Annotated in this window: 22 protein-coding genes; 7 read left to right on the forward strand and 15 right to left on the reverse strand. The window is 57.0% G+C overall.

All coding sequences use genetic code 11. The features are described from left to right. Positions 1–43: 43 nt before the first annotated feature. Positions 44–304: a DUF6429 family protein gene (locus QOM10_RS23915; RefSeq protein ID WP_150750452.1), complete on the reverse strand. Its 261-nt coding sequence runs from the start codon at positions 302–304 to the stop codon at positions 44–46. Between the two features lie 267 nt (positions 305–571). Between QOM10_RS23915 and QOM10_RS23920 the strand changes: the two genes are divergently transcribed. Next, positions 572–901, forward strand: a complete 330-nt coding sequence (locus QOM10_RS23920; RefSeq protein WP_316917057.1) for a hypothetical protein — start codon at positions 572–574, stop codon at positions 899–901. A 56-nt stretch (positions 902–957) separates the two neighbouring features. On the opposite strand, the gene QOM10_RS23925 is transcribed toward QOM10_RS23920, so the two are convergent. The 3 genes from QOM10_RS23925 to QOM10_RS23935 are packed head-to-tail and all read right to left on the reverse strand — an operon-like array spanning position 958 to position 2793. Then, the gene (locus QOM10_RS23925) at positions 958–1593 is read right to left on the reverse strand and encodes a hypothetical protein (RefSeq protein ID WP_316917058.1); all 636 of its coding nucleotides are present in this window, start codon (positions 1591–1593) and stop codon (positions 958–960) included. A 39-nt stretch (positions 1594–1632) separates the two neighbouring features. Next, on the reverse strand, positions 1633–2001 hold the full coding sequence (locus QOM10_RS23930; RefSeq protein ID WP_034156100.1) for a PH domain-containing protein: 369 nt from the start codon (positions 1999–2001) through the stop codon (positions 1633–1635). 45 nt (positions 2002–2046) lie between these two features. Further along, the gene (locus QOM10_RS23935) at positions 2047–2793 is read right to left on the reverse strand and encodes a hypothetical protein (RefSeq protein WP_316917059.1); all 747 of its coding nucleotides are present in this window, start codon (positions 2791–2793) and stop codon (positions 2047–2049) included. A gap of 25 nt (positions 2794–2818) precedes the next feature. On the opposite strand from QOM10_RS23935, the gene QOM10_RS23940 reads away from it, so the two are divergent. The 3 genes from QOM10_RS23940 to QOM10_RS23950 all read left to right on the forward strand — a co-directional run bounded on the left by QOM10_RS23940 (position 2819) and on the right by QOM10_RS23950 (position 6121). After that, on the forward strand, positions 2819–3277 hold the full coding sequence (locus QOM10_RS23940) for a hypothetical protein (protein WP_316917060.1): 459 nt from the start codon (positions 2819–2821) through the stop codon (positions 3275–3277). Between the two features lie 115 nt (positions 3278–3392). Further along, positions 3393–4130: a hypothetical protein gene (locus QOM10_RS23945; protein ID WP_316917061.1), complete on the forward strand. Its 738-nt coding sequence runs from the start codon at positions 3393–3395 to the stop codon at positions 4128–4130. A gap of 71 nt (positions 4131–4201) precedes the next feature. Then, positions 4202–6121, forward strand: a complete 1920-nt coding sequence (locus QOM10_RS23950) for an alkaline phosphatase D family protein (protein WP_316917062.1) — start codon at positions 4202–4204, stop codon at positions 6119–6121. Positions 6122–6243: 122 nt separating this feature from the next. Here QOM10_RS23950 and QOM10_RS23955 read toward each other — a convergent pair whose 3' ends face one another. After that, positions 6244–7416, reverse strand: a complete 1173-nt coding sequence (locus tag QOM10_RS23955) for an aspartate aminotransferase family protein (protein ID WP_316917063.1) — start codon at positions 7414–7416, stop codon at positions 6244–6246. 102 nt (positions 7417–7518) lie between these two features. Here QOM10_RS23955 and QOM10_RS23960 point away from each other — a divergent pair, with 102 nt between their 5' ends. From QOM10_RS23960 to QOM10_RS23970, 3 genes are all read left to right on the forward strand, one after another. Further along, a complete protein-coding gene (locus QOM10_RS23960; RefSeq protein ID WP_127929684.1) occupies positions 7519–8424 on the forward strand; it encodes a LysR family transcriptional regulator in 906 nt (301 codons plus the stop codon). A 54-nt stretch (positions 8425–8478) separates the two neighbouring features. Then, the gene (locus QOM10_RS23965; RefSeq protein ID WP_316917064.1) at positions 8479–8883 is read left to right on the forward strand and encodes a GNAT family N-acetyltransferase; all 405 of its coding nucleotides are present in this window, start codon (positions 8479–8481) and stop codon (positions 8881–8883) included. Between the two features lie 133 nt (positions 8884–9016). Further along, positions 9017–9718 (forward strand): hypothetical protein, encoded by a 702-nt coding sequence (locus QOM10_RS23970; RefSeq protein WP_007949995.1) that lies wholly within the window; start codon positions 9017–9019, stop codon positions 9716–9718. A gap of 289 nt (positions 9719–10007) precedes the next feature. Here QOM10_RS23970 and QOM10_RS23975 read toward each other — a convergent pair whose 3' ends face one another. From QOM10_RS23975 to hmpA, 10 genes are all read right to left on the reverse strand, one after another. Beyond that, a complete protein-coding gene (locus QOM10_RS23975; RefSeq protein WP_007916938.1) occupies positions 10008–10499 on the reverse strand; it encodes a RidA family protein in 492 nt (163 codons plus the stop codon). Between the two features lie 200 nt (positions 10500–10699). Further along, positions 10700–11014 carry a helix-turn-helix domain-containing protein gene (locus tag QOM10_RS23980; protein WP_127929687.1) on the reverse strand — a complete coding sequence of 105 codons (315 nt, stop codon included), beginning with the start codon at positions 11012–11014 and terminating at the stop codon, positions 10700–10702. Then, positions 11011–11355, reverse strand: coding sequence for a toxin (locus QOM10_RS23985; RefSeq protein WP_127929688.1), 345 nt, complete (start codon positions 11353–11355; stop codon positions 11011–11013). The genes QOM10_RS23980 and QOM10_RS23985 overlap by 4 nt, the downstream gene beginning before the upstream one ends. 115 nt (positions 11356–11470) lie before the next feature. Beyond that, positions 11471–12358, reverse strand: a complete 888-nt coding sequence (gene cyoE, locus QOM10_RS23990) for a heme o synthase (RefSeq protein WP_053123579.1) — start codon at positions 12356–12358, stop codon at positions 11471–11473. A gap of 10 nt (positions 12359–12368) precedes the next feature. Beyond that, entirely contained in the window at positions 12369–12704 is a 336-nt protein-coding gene (cyoD, locus tag QOM10_RS23995; protein WP_127929689.1) for a cytochrome o ubiquinol oxidase subunit IV, read from the reverse strand. Continuing rightward, a complete protein-coding gene (gene cyoC / locus QOM10_RS24000; protein ID WP_003227982.1) occupies positions 12704–13327 on the reverse strand; it encodes a cytochrome o ubiquinol oxidase subunit III in 624 nt (207 codons plus the stop codon). The genes cyoD and cyoC overlap by 1 nt, the downstream gene beginning before the upstream one ends. Positions 13328–13330: 3 nt before the next feature. Further along, entirely contained in the window at positions 13331–15361 is a 2031-nt protein-coding gene (gene cyoB, locus QOM10_RS24005) for a cytochrome o ubiquinol oxidase subunit I (protein ID WP_007916945.1), read from the reverse strand. Between the two features lie 3 nt (positions 15362–15364). After that, on the reverse strand, positions 15365–16306 hold the full coding sequence (gene cyoA, locus QOM10_RS24010; protein ID WP_007916947.1) for a ubiquinol oxidase subunit II: 942 nt from the start codon (positions 16304–16306) through the stop codon (positions 15365–15367). A gap of 825 nt (positions 16307–17131) precedes the next feature. Beyond that, the gene (locus QOM10_RS24015; protein ID WP_316917065.1) at positions 17132–17641 is read right to left on the reverse strand and encodes a disulfide bond formation protein B; all 510 of its coding nucleotides are present in this window, start codon (positions 17639–17641) and stop codon (positions 17132–17134) included. A gap of 236 nt (positions 17642–17877) precedes the next feature. Next, positions 17878–19059: an NO-inducible flavohemoprotein gene (gene hmpA, locus QOM10_RS24020; RefSeq protein WP_150750462.1), complete on the reverse strand. Its 1182-nt coding sequence runs from the start codon at positions 19057–19059 to the stop codon at positions 17878–17880. Positions 19060–19078 lie beyond the last annotated feature (19 nt).

Genomic DNA, 19078 nt, shown 5'->3' on the forward strand with positions numbered 1-19078 from the left:
GAAAGCTCACCACCGCGCGGCTCGCACGTGACATTGCACGGACTCAGGTGTCGGAGTCGGTTGCAGGCTCAGCCTGAGCACTTCCCCCAAACAACCGCTCCGCTATCGCTCGACCTCGCTCCAGCCCCTCCTCCGTCAACCAGACCGACTTGTTCCTGTTCACTGGGTTACTGATGAAACCCTGCTCATGCAATCGGTTCATGATCTCGAAGTCGAACCCTTTCCAGGCATTGCCGTCGTCGGAACTGAGTGCTGCCAACAGGGCAAGCACGGCGTCTTCCATCAGTTTGTCGTCGTATTCCATGGTCGTCACTCCATTCGTATCCAACAGTTAACGTCGAGTATGTGAAGGTTCACCATAATACTCGCCGGCCTCCGATGGAAATGCCGCTCAATCCCGTGAAGGTTATTGATCGGCTTCAGCGTGCCCACCTTCGCCTTTTGGCTGCACTTGCAGATCCCTCTCCGTATAATCACGCCCCTCTGAAAGTAGCCCAGCGAATCTTGCACCTAACGGTGGTTGCATCCAGGCATCAACTCTCACACTGACGGACGTCGCTAGAGGCACCCCATGGAAACGTCACTGGAAACAGTCGCCCTTTTCTCCCTCAAACTCGCTTATGAGGAAGAAGGCTCGAGCCCGATTTTGCGGGACGACATGGTCATGGGGGATTATCAGAAAGACGTGTTCGAATTGCTGGTGCGGCGCGGAGATGTCGAGACCATTCAGTTCAAAGTGAATGAATGCCTGGGGCTCGCGATGAACGCTTTGGGCGGAGTCGACAAACCCTTGGGACGCGAACTGCACAAGTTGAAGACTGAACTCGGAGAGGCTCAATCGCTGGAGCAACTTGACGCGCCGCTCCTCGCGCTGAAGGGCTATCTGAAAGACATACTGTGACGACTTTCTCCAACTGAACAACAGTACTGATGCACAGAGATGCGACTTTCTACCCTCTATGAGAGCAGGCTAACCTTTTTTTCCATGACTAAAACCTGCTGCATCAGCGGGAACTCAAAACTGCGCAACCCCGGACTTTGTTTCCTCAAATCATCAATCATTTGAGCAAGGGTCCTCTGGCGAATGTCTTTAGCGATTACTTCATTTAATCCGACAATTGAAAAGTTCTTCGTGGGTATTCCCGGGAGCCTTCTAATAAAATCCAGAGAGCTTAGCAAGCGACCGCGGGGCACGCCTTTCCAAGACATACAAAGCAGATGAATCGCGTCCGACAACTCTTTATTAAGAGGCGCCATGGATACCTTGCCATTTACCCCGCTTTTGACTTGTTGTGAGCCACCACTCCCACTTCCGCTCCCCTTATGACTTAGCGGATTAAACAGCGGCAGATACTCTAGCCCTGCCATATCCAGCAATTGTTCCGCGCAGTCATATCCAACCACAAAGCTTTCAACGTCCTTGGTAACCTTGGAGGTAGCCTCGAAATGGTAGTAACGATCCGAGACTTTCCCACAGCAGCCTTCAAGAACATCTTGCCCTTCAATCATTTTTATGTGGAACAGTGGGCGGATATCATATTCAGCCACGATCTTCCTTTTGCGTTCCTCGCCTCGACAGCTTCCAATACTCATACCACCTCCATAAAATTCTTCAAAAAAACACTACAGCCGTTACAGCAGATGCTTCGAGATGTACTTGGAAATCTCCACCATCGAGGTCTTCCCGGTGAACTCAAACTTCACTTTCCCCAGTGACGAGAAGTAAATCTCCAGCTCCGAATCCAGATCGAACGTTCCCGAGGTTTCCACGGAGTAGGCGACGATGTTCTTGTACGGCAAGGATGTGAAATCCTTCTTGCTGCCGGTAATCCCCTGAACGTTGACCGCGATGATGCGTTTGTTGGTAAACACCACGCCGTCACGCATGGCCTTGTAAGAGTCGATCACTTCCTCGCCGTCCAGCAACAGCGCGCTTACGCGTTCGGCGTACTCATCGTTCTGCTTGAGTTTGAAGAAGCCTTTGTTGTTGAAGTCGATCATCTGTCCATCCTCATCCTCAAGAAAACATCCCGGTATTTCTTTGGTTCAACGACGGGCTTTCAGCACGCGGATATCGGTCGGGAAGCCATCTGCGCCAACAAGCTTTTTCCAGCCCAGATACTGAAACTCGCCCTTCTCATCAATGTAATCGCCCTTCTCCACCGCTCGGCCGCCCATGATCGCCACGCGCTTTACCTCACCGCAACCGCCATCCGAAGGCCTAACCGTATAGATGACATACGGCTTCAAGTATTGCGTGGCGCGGAAGTATTGGCCGCAGATTTCGTCGACGGTGATCAGCATGGTTTTCAGGCGTGCTTCGCCGTCGGTGTCTTCGTGCAGTTTCAGGAAAGATATATCACCGACGTCGCTGTAGCCGAGGGCGCGGGCGCGTTGGTAGGCCGGGGAGTTCTGGTGGGCGATGCGGCCTTCCTCCGCAGCACCTTGCATTTTCGCGGCGAACTCGGCTTTGCCTTGGGCGATCATCGCTTCAGCCTGACCCGCGACGTTTTCGCATTGCGCAAATTCCCGGGAGCCGAGGTGATTGGGCGTCAGGTTCGAGCGCTGTTCATTCATGGTCTGCAGGTTGCTTTCCAGGGCAAACATCACGTCATAGGCCGTGGTTCGACCGCTCTGCACGTCGGCCATTTTCTCCAGCACTCGTTGGCAGTTGCCGGCGTAATACTTCCAGCTGTTTTCCGGATGCTCTTGCACGGCGGCGAATGCTGGGGTCATTGCAGCGGCGAGTGTGATTGCGCAGAGCAGGCGCAAGCAATGGGTACTGACTGGCATGGGTAGTCCGTTACGGAGATGGGCAGTGGCGCGACGCTACTATTTTGCTATCTTGCCGTCCACTGCCAGTAACGAGGTCGCCAACGCCTCGATGGAGCCAATTTTCAGAGGGAGAAACACCTTGATGGCCGTGTTGTACTTTTTCGTCTGGGCAGCCGTTTGGGCTTGGGTGGTGCAGACCCGTGGTGCCTGGAACCTGATCCTCGCCAACCTGGCGGGTGCTGCCAGCGGCTTTATCGTAGCGATGATTTTTTCGGTGGTCTGCTCAGGCCTTTTCCCGGCGCACGTGCCTCCTTCGCCGGAGAACCTGGCCAGTAGCGTGTTGCAAATAATCACCACGTTCGGCGTGCTGGCGGGTGTCTGGATGTGGCTGGTCAGGCGTCCTCAGCCAGAGCATCCATTGGCCCGGCAACTTTTCGCAGGTATCTGTGGGCTGGCTGCTGGTGTGACGACGCTGGCGTTTTTCGCGCTTAATTTTCACTGAGCGCCGCTCTCGTCACTGGTATTACACGTGTGTTTTGTTATCTTGCCGCCCATCGTCGGCGTTCACCTTGGGCGTGCGTTAATTTCAGGTTTGGAAGGTTTAAGGAAAGGATCAAATGGAGTTTCTGCGTTTTCTGGCGATTGTCGCGGTTTGGGGGTTCATGTGGCGCTGGGTGGTCAAGAACCGTGGCAGCTGGAATATTTTCTACGGCAACATCGTTGGCGCAGCGGGTGGTTTCATTGTGGCGATGGTAGTGCTGTCGATCACGTTGTCGTTGTTTCCTTCGTCGCATGACTACGCAGCGCCGCAGGCCGAAAATACGCAAGTCGGCGAGCCGACCTCTCTATTGCCTGAAGCCGAGGCAGTCACACCCGCCGCCGATCTGAAGGATGCGCCGGTTTTTGCTGCCATCGAGCCGGACGACAAGCCCTCTCCTGCCGACTCCGCACTGTTGCCGAACTACGCCGGCCGGGCGCCGAAATCAATCGGACTACAGACCGTGCTGGATCAAAGCGACTATGACGGTCGCATGGCCCTGGCAGCGCTGAACAAGAAATTGCGCGGCGACGCCCAGGCCGACAAGTCGATGATTGCGTATGTCATGTGCAGCCCGTTTGTGACCAGCACGTTGCGCTTCCCCGCTTCGGCGCGTTTTGCTGACAGCAAAGCGCTGGTCAGCCATCGCTTCAAGGATCAGGTCTACACCTTCAACAACACCGTCACCGCGCGCAACATGAACGGCGACGATGTCACCTACCGTTTCGATTGCTCCGTGCAAGAGCAGCCGCGAGTGGACGCGATGCCTGCGCAATGGCGTTTGTTGGCGCTGAAACTGCAAAAAGCCGACTCTTAAGGCTTATTTAAGGGTTCAAGGCGCCGGCTGCGCTATGATCGCCGGCCTGTGCGCCTTGAGCTTTGCCCTCGATGTCTTCGACACCCGCTAACCTGATCCCGCTGCCTCCTGTCCTGGCCGGCCCGCTGCTGCGACGGCTGGAGCCAACGCGCGTGGTCATGTGGCTGGTCAGCACGCGGCCATTGGCGCTGACCTTGCGCCTGCAAGGTGTAGGAGACATTCCTCTCGATGCCGGGAAATGCACGGTCATTCCCGTAGGCCGCGAGGCGTTTGTTCATCTCATCGATGTTTCTCTCGACAACGCCCTGCCCTGCGATACACGTATCGACTATGACCTGCTGATCGATAGCACATCCGGAATCGCCGACTGGGCGGCGCATCTGCTGTACGGCGATGCAACCAGTCCGAACTTCGTCCTGCGCTCGCGGATCGATCAACTGCTGCACGGCTCTTGCCGCAAGCCGCATCACCCGGCGACGGATGGTTTGCTTTGCGTCGACCAATTGCTCGCGACGGAAACCGATCCGCAACAACGCCCGGCGCTGTTGATGATGAGCGGCGATCAGGTCTACGCCGACGACGTGGCCGGCCCGATGTTGCGGGCGATTCATGCCTTGATCGAACGTCTCGGCCTGTTCGACGAACACCTCGAAGGCGCCGTGGTCAGCGACAGCGCGAAGCTTTATGAACACCCGGCCAGTTACTACCACCGTGCGGATTTGTTACCCGCGCTGGAGAGCAACGAGACATTGCGCGAGCGATTTTTCGGCGGTGCGCGTAAGCCGATTTTCACCAGCAGCAGTGCTGACAATCATCTGGTGACGTTCGCCGAAGTCATGGCGATGTATCTGCTGGTGTGGTCACCGACGGCCTGGTCGCTGATCAATCCGCAAGCGCCCTTACTGACGCCCGAACGCCTCAAGCGCTACACCCTCGAACAGACTCGCATCGATGCCTTCAAGGCTGGATTGGGCAACGTCGCCCGCGCGCTGGCGCATCTGCCGAGCCTGATGATTTTCGACGATCACGACATCACCGATGACTGGAACCTGTCTGCGCAATGGGAGGAAACGGCCTACGGCCATCCGTTCTCCAAACGCATCATCGGCAATGCGCTGATCGCCTATATGTTGTGTCAGGGCTGGGGTAATAATCCCGATGTGTTCAAGGAGGTGCTGGGGAAAACCCTGAGCCTTAGCGCCAGCGGTGATGATCAATACCTCGACAGCTCGGTGCAGGATGCTCTGATCGATGATTTGCTGCGCTTTCAGCAATGGCATTTCGTCCTGCCGACCAGCCCGGCGCTGGTGGTCATCGATACCCGGACCCGGCGCTGGCGCAGTGAGATGGCGCTCAAGCAACCGTCGGGCCTGCTCGATTGGGAGGCGCTGAGCGAACTGCAACAGGAGCTGCTTGATCATCCGTCAGCGATCATCGTGTCCCCGGCGCCGATCTTCGGCGTGAAGCTGATTGAAACGGTGCAAAAGGTCTTCAGTTGGTGCGGTTTTCCGCTGCTGGTCGACGCGGAAAACTGGATGGCCCATCGCGGTGCCGCGCAAGTGATCCTGAATATTTTCCGCCACTCGCGCACACCGGGCAACTACGTGGTGCTGTCCGGCGATGTGCATTATTCCTTCGTCTACGAAGTGCTTATCCGCCACCGCAAGGCCGGCCCGCGAATCTGGCAAATCACCAGCAGCGGGATCAAGAACGAGTTTCCGAAAACCCTGCTGGAATGGTTCGACCGCCTCAACCGCTGGCTCTACTCGCCACGCTCCCCGCTGAACTGGTTCACCAAACGCCGACGCATGCGCATCGTGCCGTACACGCCGGAACATGCTGAGGCAGGTGAACGCTTATGGAATTCGGCGGGGATCGGTCAGGTGTTTTTCAATAAGCAGGGGCAGCCGCGCGAGATCATTCAGCACAATTCGAATGGCAAGGCGAAGACACGGATGCTGGCGCCGGATCTGGCGGATTATCCGGACTAAGGTCTACACCGAACATGTGGGAGCGAGCCTGCTCGCGAAAGCGATCGATCATCCAGCAGAGATGTCGAACGATAGTCCGCCTTCGCGAGCAGGCTCGCTCCCACAGTGCTACTTACAAGCCGTCAATGCGCTATCAGTGCTCGCCCCACACCTCTGACAATCATCTCCACCTCCCGCTCATCAATCGTCAGCGGTGGCAGCAGCCGTATCGTCTTGCCCCGCGTGACGTTGATCAACAGTCCATGATCCCGCGCGGCGATCAGGGTCAGATCACGCACCGGTTGTTTCAGCTCGATACCAATCATCAAGCCCTGACCACGAATCGCCAGCACATTGGGATTGTCCGCCAGCTCTGCGCTCAAACGAGTTAAGAGCCGTTCACCCTGAATCCGGGCGTTTTCCAGCAGGCCCTGCTCTTCGATGATATCCAGCACCGTACAACCGACCCGACACGCCAGTGGATTGCCGCCAAAGGTGCTGCCATGGCTGCCTGGGGTGAACAGATCCGCCGCCCGGCCCCGCGCCAGGCACGCGCCGATCGGAACGCCGTTGCCCAGTCCTTTTGCCAGTGTCATGACGTCCGGGACAATGCCTTCATGTTGAAACGCGAACCAGCGGCCAGTACGGCCGATGCCGGTCTGGATTTCATCGAGCATCAATAGCCACGCATGGCGATTGCACAGTTCACGCAGGGCTTTCAGGTAACCCGGCGGCGCGAGCCGCACACCGCTTTCGCCCTGGATTGGCTCGACCAGAATCGCGACGATGCGCTCGCCGTGCTTTTGCTGCAGCTGCTCCAGCGCTGCGAGATCACCAAATGGCACTTTGATGAAATCCCCCGGCAACTCATTGAAACCCAGGCGCACTGCCGGGCCATCGCTGGCCGACAAGGTGCCGAGTGTGCGTCCGTGGAACGCGTTGGCCATGACCACCACCAGCGGTTGTTCGATGCCTTTGCGCCAGCCGTACAAACGCGCAAGTTTCAGCGCCGTTTCATTGGCTTCGGCCCCCGAATTATTGAAGAACGCCCGATCCATACCCGACAGCTCGGTCAGCCGTTTCGCCAGTTGCTGCTGCCAGTCGATGCTGTACAGATTCGACGTGTGCAGCAGCAATCCCGCCTGCTCGCTGATCGCCGAAACGATCCGCGGGTGCGAGTGGCCGACATTGGTCACCGCGACACCGGCCACCGCATCCAGATACTCGCGACCGGCCTGATCCCACAGGCGAGTGCCCAGGCCCTTGGTGAAACTCAGGGCCAGCGGTTGGTAGGTGTTCATCAGGGCGACGGTCATGACTTCAAACTCCAGTGCAGGTCGGTGTGCTGGCAGTATGGTTAGCCACCGAAACTGGATAAACTCGGCAAAACTTCATTCATTTAAAAGCCGAGCTTGATAATGGACCTGTTCCAGTCGATGAGCGTGTACGTCAAAGTCGTCGAAACCGGGAGCATGACGGCGGCCGCGCTGCAGTGTGATATGTCGACGACCATGGTTGGCAATCACCTGCGCGCGCTGGAAAAACGGCTGGGCGTGCAACTGCTGCAACGCACCACTCGACGTCAACGGCTCACCGAATTCGGCAGCGTTTACTACCAGCGTTGTCTGGAAGTGTTGGGATTGGTCGCCGATTCCGAACGCCTCGCCGAGCAGACCCTCGATCAACCCAGGGGCATGCTGCGCCTCACCGCGCCGCTGACGTTCGGCGTCGAACGGCTGGCCCCGGCGCTCAGTGAGTTTTCCCTGCTGTACCCGCAGGTCAAACTCGATGTGGTGCTGACCAACAGCCGTCCCGATCTACTGGAAAGCGGCCTGGATGTGGCGTTTCGGCTGGGCAATTTCGATCAGTCCAACCTGATCGCCCGGCCCTTGATCGACTACACCCTGACCGCGTGCGCCTCGCCGCAATACGTCGCGCGGCGCGGCATGCCGAAAACGCCGGAAGACTTGCAGCATCACGATTGCCTGTCGTTTGCCTATCCCGCCGGTGACGACTGGCAATCGGTGGAAAAGCGCTGGCGCCTCAGCGGCCCCGACGGGGAAATCATGGTCGACGTCAGCGGGCCTATGCTGATCAACAGCTCCGCCGGGTTGCATCAGGCTGCCCGCACCGGCATGGGCATCGTGATGCTGCCGGATGCGCTGGTGGAACAGGACCTGCGTGAAGGCCGACTGGTGAAAGTGATCGCCGATTTCCAGCCCCCCAGCCGACCGATGCATCTGCTGTATGCGCCGGATCGCTATCGCTTGCCGAAACTGCGTCGTTTCGTAGAGTTTGTGATGCAGCGGTGGGGGAAATCCTGACGTCGCCTGCACCGGCCACCCATGAAGAATCGCTGACAAGGACCCGAACAGCAGATGAACAACACATTCAACGTACGCGATTTATTGCCCGCCGAAACGCAATCGGTGAGGCAGTTTCTCGGGCAGCATGGCTGGGCCCATCGCACCGGCTCAGCTGAACACTTCGCCCAGTTGATCGACAACTCTCAGCGCACCGCCGTCGCCATCCAGGGTGAGCAGATCATCGGCTTCGCTCGCGGGATCAGCGACGGTTTGTCCAACGGTTACCTGTCGATGGTGGTGGTCGATGACCAGCATCGACGTGAGGGGATTGGCCGCGCACTGGTCGAGCACATCATGGGCGACAACCCGGATATCACGTGGGTGCTGCGTGCCGGGCGCGAGGGCGCAGAGGCATTTTTTGCCAGCCTGGGTTTTCAGACCTCGGTGATTGCCATGGAACGGCCGCGCCTGAAATAACGCACTGTGGGAAAAAACTCGACCGGCAGACCGTTGCTCCGTGACAACGCCGCCGCGCTCCCCTAAATTAGTCGGCCTGAAAAAGCCCGCGGCTTTCTCATCTCCACTCAAGTTAAAAAGTAGTGAAATTTCAATGTCCGATTTCAACACCGCTGAATCCGTAGTCACCGAATCGTCCAAAGCGGAATACGAAAACTCCATCAATCTTTCACAACACCTGCCACAAGCCAAAATCATCAGCGAGATGGTCCTGGATGCGTTCCAGTCGACCCGCGAAAGCGACCAGATCCGCGAGCTGCGCGCGGCGATCCGTCAGGCTCACGACAGCTTCGATGATGACAAGGCCTACGAGCTGATGGGCGAACTCAAGGCACTGAAAGACGCCGAAGCCGCCGACCTCGCCGCCCTTGAAGACCTCAGCAGCAAGTTCTCGATCGGCCGCATCCTGTCCAGCTTCAAGGACGATCCGGCGTTCCAGGAAATCGTTTACGGCCTCGCGCTGAAAGTGCTGAACCAGACCCACCAGGCGATCAGCAATCCGAGCGGCGGCAAGAGCAAGGCTGCGAAAAAGAAAGAAGTCGAAATCTTCACCATCAGCAAGGACGGCATCAGCGTGACCTTGCCACTGCGCACGCCACGCTCGCGCCTGAACGTTGACCGTGCAGCGCTGGAGTTCCTCGGTTTCACCTTCGTCGGTGAAGGTGAGGAAGCGGAACTGGAAAGCGAAGTCTTTGTCGACAACGCGGGTACCGAACAGGCGGTAAACCGCAAGAACATCATCACTGCGCTGCAACAGCAGACCGCGTTTGATGGGTACAGCATCGCCGCGCAGTAATAGCGCGGCCGCTGTACGAAAAAGCCCCGCGCTGAGATTCAGTGCGGGGCTTTTTGTTGTCCGGCTTGGGATTTGTAAGAAGGCGAAAATCCTCGCCCCTCACCCCAGCCCTCTCCCGAGGGAGAGGGAGCCGATCGGGAGATATTCAAGAGATGCACCGAAATGAAAGTACTGCGCCGAATCCACAATCGCCTCGGTCTCTCAGGTCGATGTATAGCGCAAGACACCTCGGTCGGTCCCCTCTCCCTCTGGGAGAGGGCTAGGGTGAGGGCAAGCCGCTAAACCAACCTCAAGCCGAAGGATGCAACGCCACGATCATGTCGACTTCAATCGCCGCGTTCTTCGGCAACTGATACACGCCAACTGTGGTGCGCGTGTGCCGGCCGGCATCGCCGAGCACATGACTGAACACGTCCGAGGCACCGTTGGCCACTTCGCTCAGGTCAACGAAGTCCGGCGTCGACTTCACATACACCGTCACCCGCAGCAATGCCTTGATCTTGTCCAGCGAACCCACCGCATCGACGATCAGCGCCAGGCAACGCATCGCACTGATGCTCGCGGCGGCTTGCGCATCCTTGAGGGTCAGCTCCAGTCCGACGCGACCCGGATACTGAATCTTGCCGTTAGTGCGTGGCACCATGCCGCTGATGTACAGCTCATCATGATGACGGATCAGCGGCGCGTAATTGCCGCCGGCGGTGTTCTCACCATAAATGTCGTAGTTCAGCTCTTGGGCCAGGGCAATAAAACGCTCGTCGCAGGTCATCCTCTCAGTCATTTCGCCCAGCCTTATGATCAGTACATGCAGAACCGCAGGTTAAGACAGATGGGCAACCGCAAATGGCAAGGAGCTATCACTGTCATGGTTGGATCCAAATCTAGGGGGTTTGTTACTGCGCCGCAACCCGCAGTCACGGAAAACAAAAGCCCCACACCTCTTTCGAAGTAATGGGGCTTTAAATTTAAATGACTTTGTCGTTAAACGGCGCTCAGGCGGTCAACCATGTCAGGGAATTTTTCAACCAAACGGATCAACAAAGCAGCTTGAGCATTTGGCTTTGACTTTTCCTGCTCCCAGTTTCTCAGAGTGCTGGGACTCGCCCTGATTCGCTTGGCAAAGACGGCTTGAGACATATGTAACTTTTCTCTCAAAGCCACGATTTCTTGGGCTCCGACTTCCGGGACTGGTTTGTCCTCAAGCACTGTATTGCGCAGGGTAATTTTTCCTTCGCGTTGAGCCGCCATCTCATCAACGCCCTGCATCAACTCTGCAAACAGGTCGCGTTTTTTCATGGGGTACCTCGTGTTTTCAACTCTTTATCTATGGCTTTTTTGAGCGCCTTTTCTTGCTCGGCAGTCAGATTCTCAAGCTCATCCTTGTCGTAAATTGCAAACATCCAGAACTGACCATCATTCATAAGCCAATAATAGATGACCCGCAAGCCGCCTCGTCGGCCCTTGCCACGTCGAGCATCAGCCCAACGTAGTTTTCTGAATCCACCCGTTCGGGGCATCACATCGCCTGCCAACGGATTGCCCTGCATATAAGCCTGCAGTTCTCGGTACTCATCGTCTGTCAGGTACTGACCAACGCTTGTGGTAAATATCGTTGTTTCAAAGAATACGGTTCGCATGTGCAAACTATAGGCAAATCGCCTACAGACAGACTATCAACAAATCCGGCTCCAGATAAACAAAAAACCCCGCACATCTCTCAATGTGCGGGGTTTTTCTTCAAGCCTTTGAGCCTTACGGCGCGTACGTCAGCAGCAGCTCTGCGGGCACCTTGAAGTCCAGGGACATCATGACGCTCAACGCAGTGATGGTGAAGATCGAGAACACGAACAGCTTGCGTGCCCAGACCGTGTCATCCACCGCTTTGTAGCCGGTCCAGGCCATGTACAACCAGTACATGCCCATGGCCGCGGCGACGGCGAGGTAGCTCATGCCGGCGTAACCGCTGAAGGTCAGCATCAAGGTCGCCACGAGGAAGGCCAGGATGTAGAGCAGGATGTGCTTCTTGGCCACTTGAATCCCGCGCTTCACTGGCAGCACCGGAATCGATGCGGCCAGGTAATCGTTGAAGCGGAAGATCGCGATGGCGTAGGAATGCGGCATCTGCCACAGGCTGAACATCACCAGCAACGTCAGCGCGGCCATGTCGAAGCTGTTGGTTACGGCAACGTAACCGATCACTGGCGGCATGGCGCCCGACAGACTGCCCACCAGCGTGCCGTGAACCGACTTGCGCTTGAGGTACAGGCTGTAGAAGCCGACGTAGATAACGAAGCCGATGACCGCGAACAAAGCGGCCAACGGATTGGCCACCTTGTACAACAACGCAACGCCGAGAACACCAAGGATGGTCGCGTAGACCAGGGCCAGTTTCAGGGAGATCAAGCCCTGCACCAGCACCCGGTTCTTGGTGCGTTCCATCTTCAGGTCGATGTCGCGGTCGATGCAGTTGTTGAACACGCAACCGGAGGCAACAACCAGGGATGTACCGATCATGGCAGCCAGAAACACCGCCAGATCCACATGCCCTTTCGAGGCCAGGAAGAACCCGCCTGCCACAGAAAGCACGTTACCGAAAATGATCCCCGGTTTGGTGATTTGGATAAAGTGCTTGAGCGACATCGGGTCTACCTCACTTCGCCATCATGTACGTGTGGATGCTGAACATGATCCACAACGACAGGCCAACCAGCAGCACGATCACGATCGCCGTGAAGACGAATGCAATCACGTTGTTACGCTGAGCAATGGAACGGTCCAGGTGCAGGAAGTAATACAGGTGAACGATCACCTGGATCACTGCGAACAGCAGAACAATTGCCAGCGTGGTGGCCTTCGGCAGGCTCGGGTACATCACCAGACCGAAAGGAATCACGGTCAGGATCACCGACAGGATGAAGCCAATGGCGTACGACTTTGCGCTGCCGTGGCCAGCATCATGGCTGTCATGGGAGTGTGCATTAGCCATTACAGAGTCCCCATCAGGTAAACAACGGTGAATACGCAGATCCACACCACGTCCAGGAAGTGCCAGAACAGGCTCAGGCAGCTCAGACGGGTCTTGTTGGTCGCCGTCAGGCCGTGCTTGTTGACCTGGTACATCATGATGCCCATCCAGATCAGACCCGCCGACACGTGCAGACCGTGGGTACCGACCAGGGTGAAGAACGCGGACAGGAAGCCCGAACGGCTAGGACCGAAGCCCTCGGAGATCAGCAGGTGGAACTCGTTGATCTCCATGGCGATAAAGCCTGCGCCCAGCAGGAAGGTCATGAACAACCAGCCCAGAACCTGCTGCTTTTTACCTTTGTACAACGCCAGCATGGCGAAGCCGTAGGTGATCGAACTGAACAACAGCAGAGCGGTTTCGCCCAGCACGTATGGCAGTTCGAAGATGTCGTGGCCCGACGGGCCACCGGCGACGTTGTTTACCAGTACTGCGTACACCGCGAAGATCGACGCAAACAGAATGCAGTCGGTCATCAGGTAGAGCCAGAAACCGTATACGGTCATCTCGCCCGAGTCGTGGTGATGGTCATCGTGCCCATGGTCACCATGGGCGTGTCCAACATTGGTCACTAAATTCGACATGGTTTAAGCCTGTTCCAACGAGGTTTCAACACGGGTGGCACCGGCCGGGATTTTCCCTGCCGCGACCAGACGCTTGTGCTGCTCGGCTTCGATACGCTCGATCGTTTCAACCGGAACCATATAGCCCTGGTCGTCACGTGCAGCGTGGATCACGAAGTAGATGACGGTGCCGGCCAGGCTGGCGATCGCCAACCACCAGATGTGCCAGATCATCGCGAAACCGAAGACGGTCAACAGTGCGCCCATCACCACGCCAGTGGCGGTGTTGTTCGGCATGTGGATCGGCTCGTACTTGGCCGGACGCTGGTACGCAGTACCGTTTTCCTTGGCTTCGGTGAACGGGTCGATGCAGTCAGCCTTTGGCAGCACGGCAAAGTTGTAGAACGGCGGTGGCGACGAGGTCGACCATTCCAGAGTGTGTGCATTCCACGGGTCACCGTGATCGCAAACGTTCTCTGGCTTGTTACGGTCACGCACGCTCACATAGAGCTGGATCAGCTGGCAGGCAATACCCACAGCGATCATCACCGCACCGAACATGGCAACGTACAGGTACGGTACCCACTCAGGGTTGGTGGTGGCGTTCAGACGACGGGTCATGCCCATGAAGCCCAGTGCATAGAGCGGCATGAACGCGACGAAGAAGCCCGAGATCCAGAACCAGAACGCTGCTTTACCCCAGCCTTCGTGCAGCTTGAAGCCGAACGCTTTCGGGAAGTAGAACGCGAAACCAGCGATGTAACCGAATACCGCACCGCCGATGATCACGTTGTGGAAGTGCGCGATCACGAACAGGCTGTTGTGCAGAACGAAGTCAGCACCCGGGATGGCCAGCAGTACGCCGGTCATGCCGCCGATGGCGAAGGTCACCATGAAACCCAGAGTCCACAGAACCTGGCTGGTGAAGCGCAGACGGCCCTGGTAGATGGTGAACAGCCAGTTGAATAGCTTCACACCCGTCGGGATGGAAATCAGCATCGTCGCCAGACCGAAGAAGGCGTTGACGCTGGCACCCGAACCCATGGTGAAGAAGTGGTGCAGCCAAACCATGAAGCCCAGTACCGAGATCGCGCCCGAAGCGTAGATCATCGAGTGGTGGCCGAACAGTTTCTTGCCGGTGAAGGCCGAGATCACTTCCGAGAAGATGCCGAATGCCGGCAGGATCAGGATGTAAACCTCAGGGTGGCCCCACGCCCAGAACAGGTTGACGTACATCATTGGATTGCCACCAAGTTCATTGGTGAAAATGTGGAAATCCATGTAACGGTCAAGGGTCAGCAGTGCCAGGGTAGCGGTCAGGATCGGGAACGAAGCCACGATCAGAACGTTTGCCCAGGTGCAGGTCCAGGTGAAGATCGGCATGTCCATCAGTTTCATGCCTGGGGTACGCATTTTCAGTACGGTCGCGAGGAAGTTAACCCCCGTCAGCGTCGTACCTAACCCGGATAGCTGTAGCGCCCAGATGTAGTAGTCCATACCCACGCCAGGGCTGTATTGCAGACCCGACAATGGTGGATAGGCAACCCAACCGGTCTTGGCGAATTCGCCGACGCCCAGGGACAGGTTGATCAGTACTACGCCGGATACCAGCAGCCAGAAGCTCAGGGAGTTCAGGAACGGGAACGCAACGTCACGCGCGCCGATCTGCAGCGGCACTGCAAGGTTCATCAGGCCGGTGAAGAATGGCATCGCCATGAAGATGATCATGATCACACCGTGAGCGGTGAAGATCTGGTCATAGTGTTCAGGTGGCAGGTAGCCAGGCGAACCCTCGGTGGCCATGGCCAACTGGGTACGCATCATGATGGCGTCGGCAAAACCGCGCAGCAGCATGACCATGGCGACGATGATGTACATCACGCCGATTTTCTTGTGGTCAACCGAGGTCAACCACTCGGTCCACAAGTAGGTCCACTTCTTGAAGTAGGTGATTGCAGCGAACAGCGCCAGACCACCGAGGGCGATCATGGCGATGGTCACCATCACGATCGGCTCGTGGAATGGGACTGCTTCCCAACTTAATTTACCAAACATCGTTTACTCCTCTGCCCCGGCAGCTGAATGCGAACTCGAGTCAATTTCCGTGGCCGCCACTTCTTTCTCTTTCTTCTCGTGCTTCAGCGGCTTGCCCGGCTTCATACCTTCGTACTTGTCGACGATGATCTGGAACTGGTTCGGCGTGACCGAGGAGTAGAGCTCGACTGGGTTGTTCTGGCTCGGTTTGGCAAGGGCCGCGTATTCAGCTTGATCAAGCTGTTTAGGTGACTTCTTGACTTCACTTACCCAGGCGTCGAAATCTTCCTGAGTGGTGGAGATAGCCTTGAATTTCATACCGGTGAAACCCGCGCCGCTGTAGTTGGCGGAAATACCGTCCATTTCAGCGTTACGGTCAGCGATCAGGTGCAGCTTGGTCTGCATGCCCGCCATCGCGTAGATCTGGCCGCCCAGACCCGGGATGAAGAACGAGTTCATCACAGCGTCAGAGGTGATCTTGAAGTTGATTGGCGTGTGCGCCGGGAACACGATCTTGTTGACCGTGGCAATGCCTTGTTCCGGGTAGATGAACAGCCACTTCCAGTCCAGCGCGACCACTTCGATGGTCACAGGCTTGACGTCGGACTGGATCGGACGATACGGGTCCAGTTCGTGGGTCGAAATGTAGGTGATGTAACCCAGGGCAATGATGATCAGGACCGGGATGGTCCAGACTGCCACTTCGATTTTGGTCGAGTGCGACCATTTCGGGGTGTAGACGGCGTTCTTGTTCGACGCGCGGTACTTCCAGGCGAACAGGAAGGTCATGACGATAACCGGCACGACGACCAACAGCATCAGCAGGGTCGCGGTGATGATCAGGTTTCGCTGTTCCAGGCCAACCTGGCCCGTTGGATTGAGCAAGGTCATGTTGCAGCCTCCCAGCAACAACGTGCCGAGCAGCGGCACTAGGCCTAGTAATCTGGGGTACCTGTTTTTACTCATCTCACGACCTCTAAAGCAGCTTGCGCAATGCAGTTGGGTTTTGATCGCCAACACTTCACCCTGCCAAGGGTTGGCATTTTCTTTGGATTGAATAAGGGCCGCCCGTCGCGCGTCAGACGCTCGACAAAACCTGGGACAGCGGTCAGTTCTTATTCGAATTCGTGGTCAAAGGCCTTGTTACAGACCAATTCCATTTGGTGCGGAAAGTTGGAAGGCACCGACACCTGGGTGTCTTGAAAGCCTTTCGACTCACTCGACACCCGACTTCCTGCTCGCCTCCTTAATAAAGGCTGAACAGTGCCGGGAATTCAGTGCGGGCGATTGTAGATAGGTAGCGCCCTATACACCATGTCTTATCCCGAAATAATTTTTATCCGTTCGAGCAACAATCCATCGCCATTTTTGCAAAAGTTCCGCATCTTATCGAAATCAATTCTCAACTAAAACACCAAAAAATGTAGGTGTACCCGCGTCAGTTCAGACAGCTCTGAAGGCTTTTTCCGAACGCTGGAACAGCGCAAAGCCCGATAACCCAAGGCTTTTGGCCATCTGCCAGCGCTTGTTAAAACTGCCTGCTCTGGCACTCGCGTGCTAAAGCCGAAAAACCCCGAATCAGACCAATCCTTTTTTGTAACAACGGCCGATTCCGCGTCGCTGAGGAGCCCTGCGACACGGCGCGTGTGACAACATGTCGCACACCTGCCGCACCCTGCCTTGCCGTCCGTCACGGTGTTTTCACAAACACTCTGAAATGCAAAACGCCCCGATTGGCTGATCCGCAAATCGGGGCGTTTTCTGTATCGGCCAGACAGCCGAATAGTTGACTCAGCGCAGTGCTTTTCGGTTACGCGAGGTCAGCAGCGGTACCAGGATCACCACCAGCACGAACGCCAGCAATGCCCATTGCGCCAGCGACAGACCGAGGATCGGCGGGTACGGCGTCGAGCAGAAACCGTCGACCTGGAAGCCCAGCGGGAAGATCTTCGCCAGCGGCAGATCATCGACAATCGGCTGCAGCACATCGATGCCGCAGCTCACCGCCGGATAGAACTGGGTGTACACGTGATGCCCGGCCACAGCCGCCCCGGCAATCGCACAAATCACCACCAGCGCTTCGAACACGGTAACGCTGCGCTTGGTCCGCATGGCCGCGCCGATAAACGCAAACAGCGCGATCAACAGCAACGCATAGCGCTGCAAAATGCACAGTGGGCACGGTGCTTCGCCGAGCACGATCTGCATGTACAGCGCACCGCCGATCAGTGCCAGGCAGATGATGCCCAGCAGCACCAGAAAGCGCCGCTCACGGCCCAACCGAATCGTTTCCTCGCTCATCGCGTTTCCCTTATATGTCCATGGTTCAACCGGCTCGCGGCTGAAGGTTGTCGCAAGTCTACACCGGGGGAATAAACGATAAAGCGGTTAAGGAACCATTAACCTTGGATCATGTTTAACAAATTCAGACCGCATAACGGCCTTCGCGAGCAAGCTCGCTCCCACATTGGATCTGCGTCAAACAAAGATCCTGTGGGAGCGAGCTTGCTCGCGAATGAAGGTGACTCGGTTCTGGATTATTCCAAAGCCGAAGCCGGCCCGAAGAACTCATAACGGCTCTGCTTTTCCGGCACACCCAACGCTTTCAAATGCCGTTTGATCGCGCCCATGAAACCCTTCGGCCCAAGGAAGTAAGCATCGACATCACGCTGCTGCGGCAACCATTCGCCAAGCAGTGCCTGATCGAGCATCCCGACCTTGTCCGCCGCCGGACTGACACCGTCATCTTCGGCGTAGCAGTAAAACCGCTTGAGTTGCGGATGACGCTCAGCCAGATCATCAATCCAGTCACGGAACGCATGCACGCTGCCATTACGCGCGCAGTGAATAAAGTGCACCGGACGCTCGGTTTCCAGCGCCGCTTCAAGCATCGCCAGAGTCGGCGTGATGCCGACACCACCGCTGATCAAGACCAACGGTTTGTCGCTCGCGGCCAAGGTGAACTCTCCCGATGGCGGGAACAGTTGAATGCTCGCGCCGACCTGCAGCTGATCGTGCAAGTGGTTGGACGCCCGGCCACCCGGTTCGCGTTTGACGCTGATGCGGTACTGACCGTTGTTCGCCAATGCCGACAACGAGTAGTTGCGGCGAATCTCTTCACCGTCGAGGATCAGCTTCATGCCGATGTACTGGCCCGGCTCGGCCGCGAGGATCGGGCCTTTATCTGCCGGTTCGAAGTAGAACGAAATGATTTCCGCGCTCTCCTCGACCTTGGCCGCGACGATGAACTCCCGCGCACCGCGCCAGCCGCCGACGGCTTGTTCTTTCTGGTCGTAGATCGCGGTTTCGGCACCGATCAGAATGTCCGCCAGTTGCCCGTACGCCGCGCCCCAGGCGCTCATCACTTCCGGTGTGGCAATCTCTTCGCCGAGCACTTCGGAAATGGCGCGCAGCAGGCAGGCGCCGACAATCGGGTAGTGTTCCGGGAGGATCTGCAGGGCGACGTGCTTGTTGATGATTTTCGCCACCAGATCGCCCAACTGATCGAGCTGATCGATGTGCCGCGCATACATCAATACGCCGTTAGCCAAGGCCCGTGGCTGGTCACCGCTGGCCTGGTGCGCCTGGTTGAACAGCGGACGAACTTCCGGGTATTCAGAGAGCATCATGCGGTAGAAGTGAGTGATCAGCGCTTCACCGCCGCTTTCCAGCAGAGGCACGGTGGATTTGACGATGGCACGATCCTGGACGCTAAGCATAAGCATGACTCCTGAGCTT

Origin of the sequence: Pseudomonas sp. P108 (genome assembly GCF_032613195.1) — a bacterium.
Taxonomy (GTDB): domain Bacteria; phylum Pseudomonadota; class Gammaproteobacteria; order Pseudomonadales; family Pseudomonadaceae; genus Aquipseudomonas.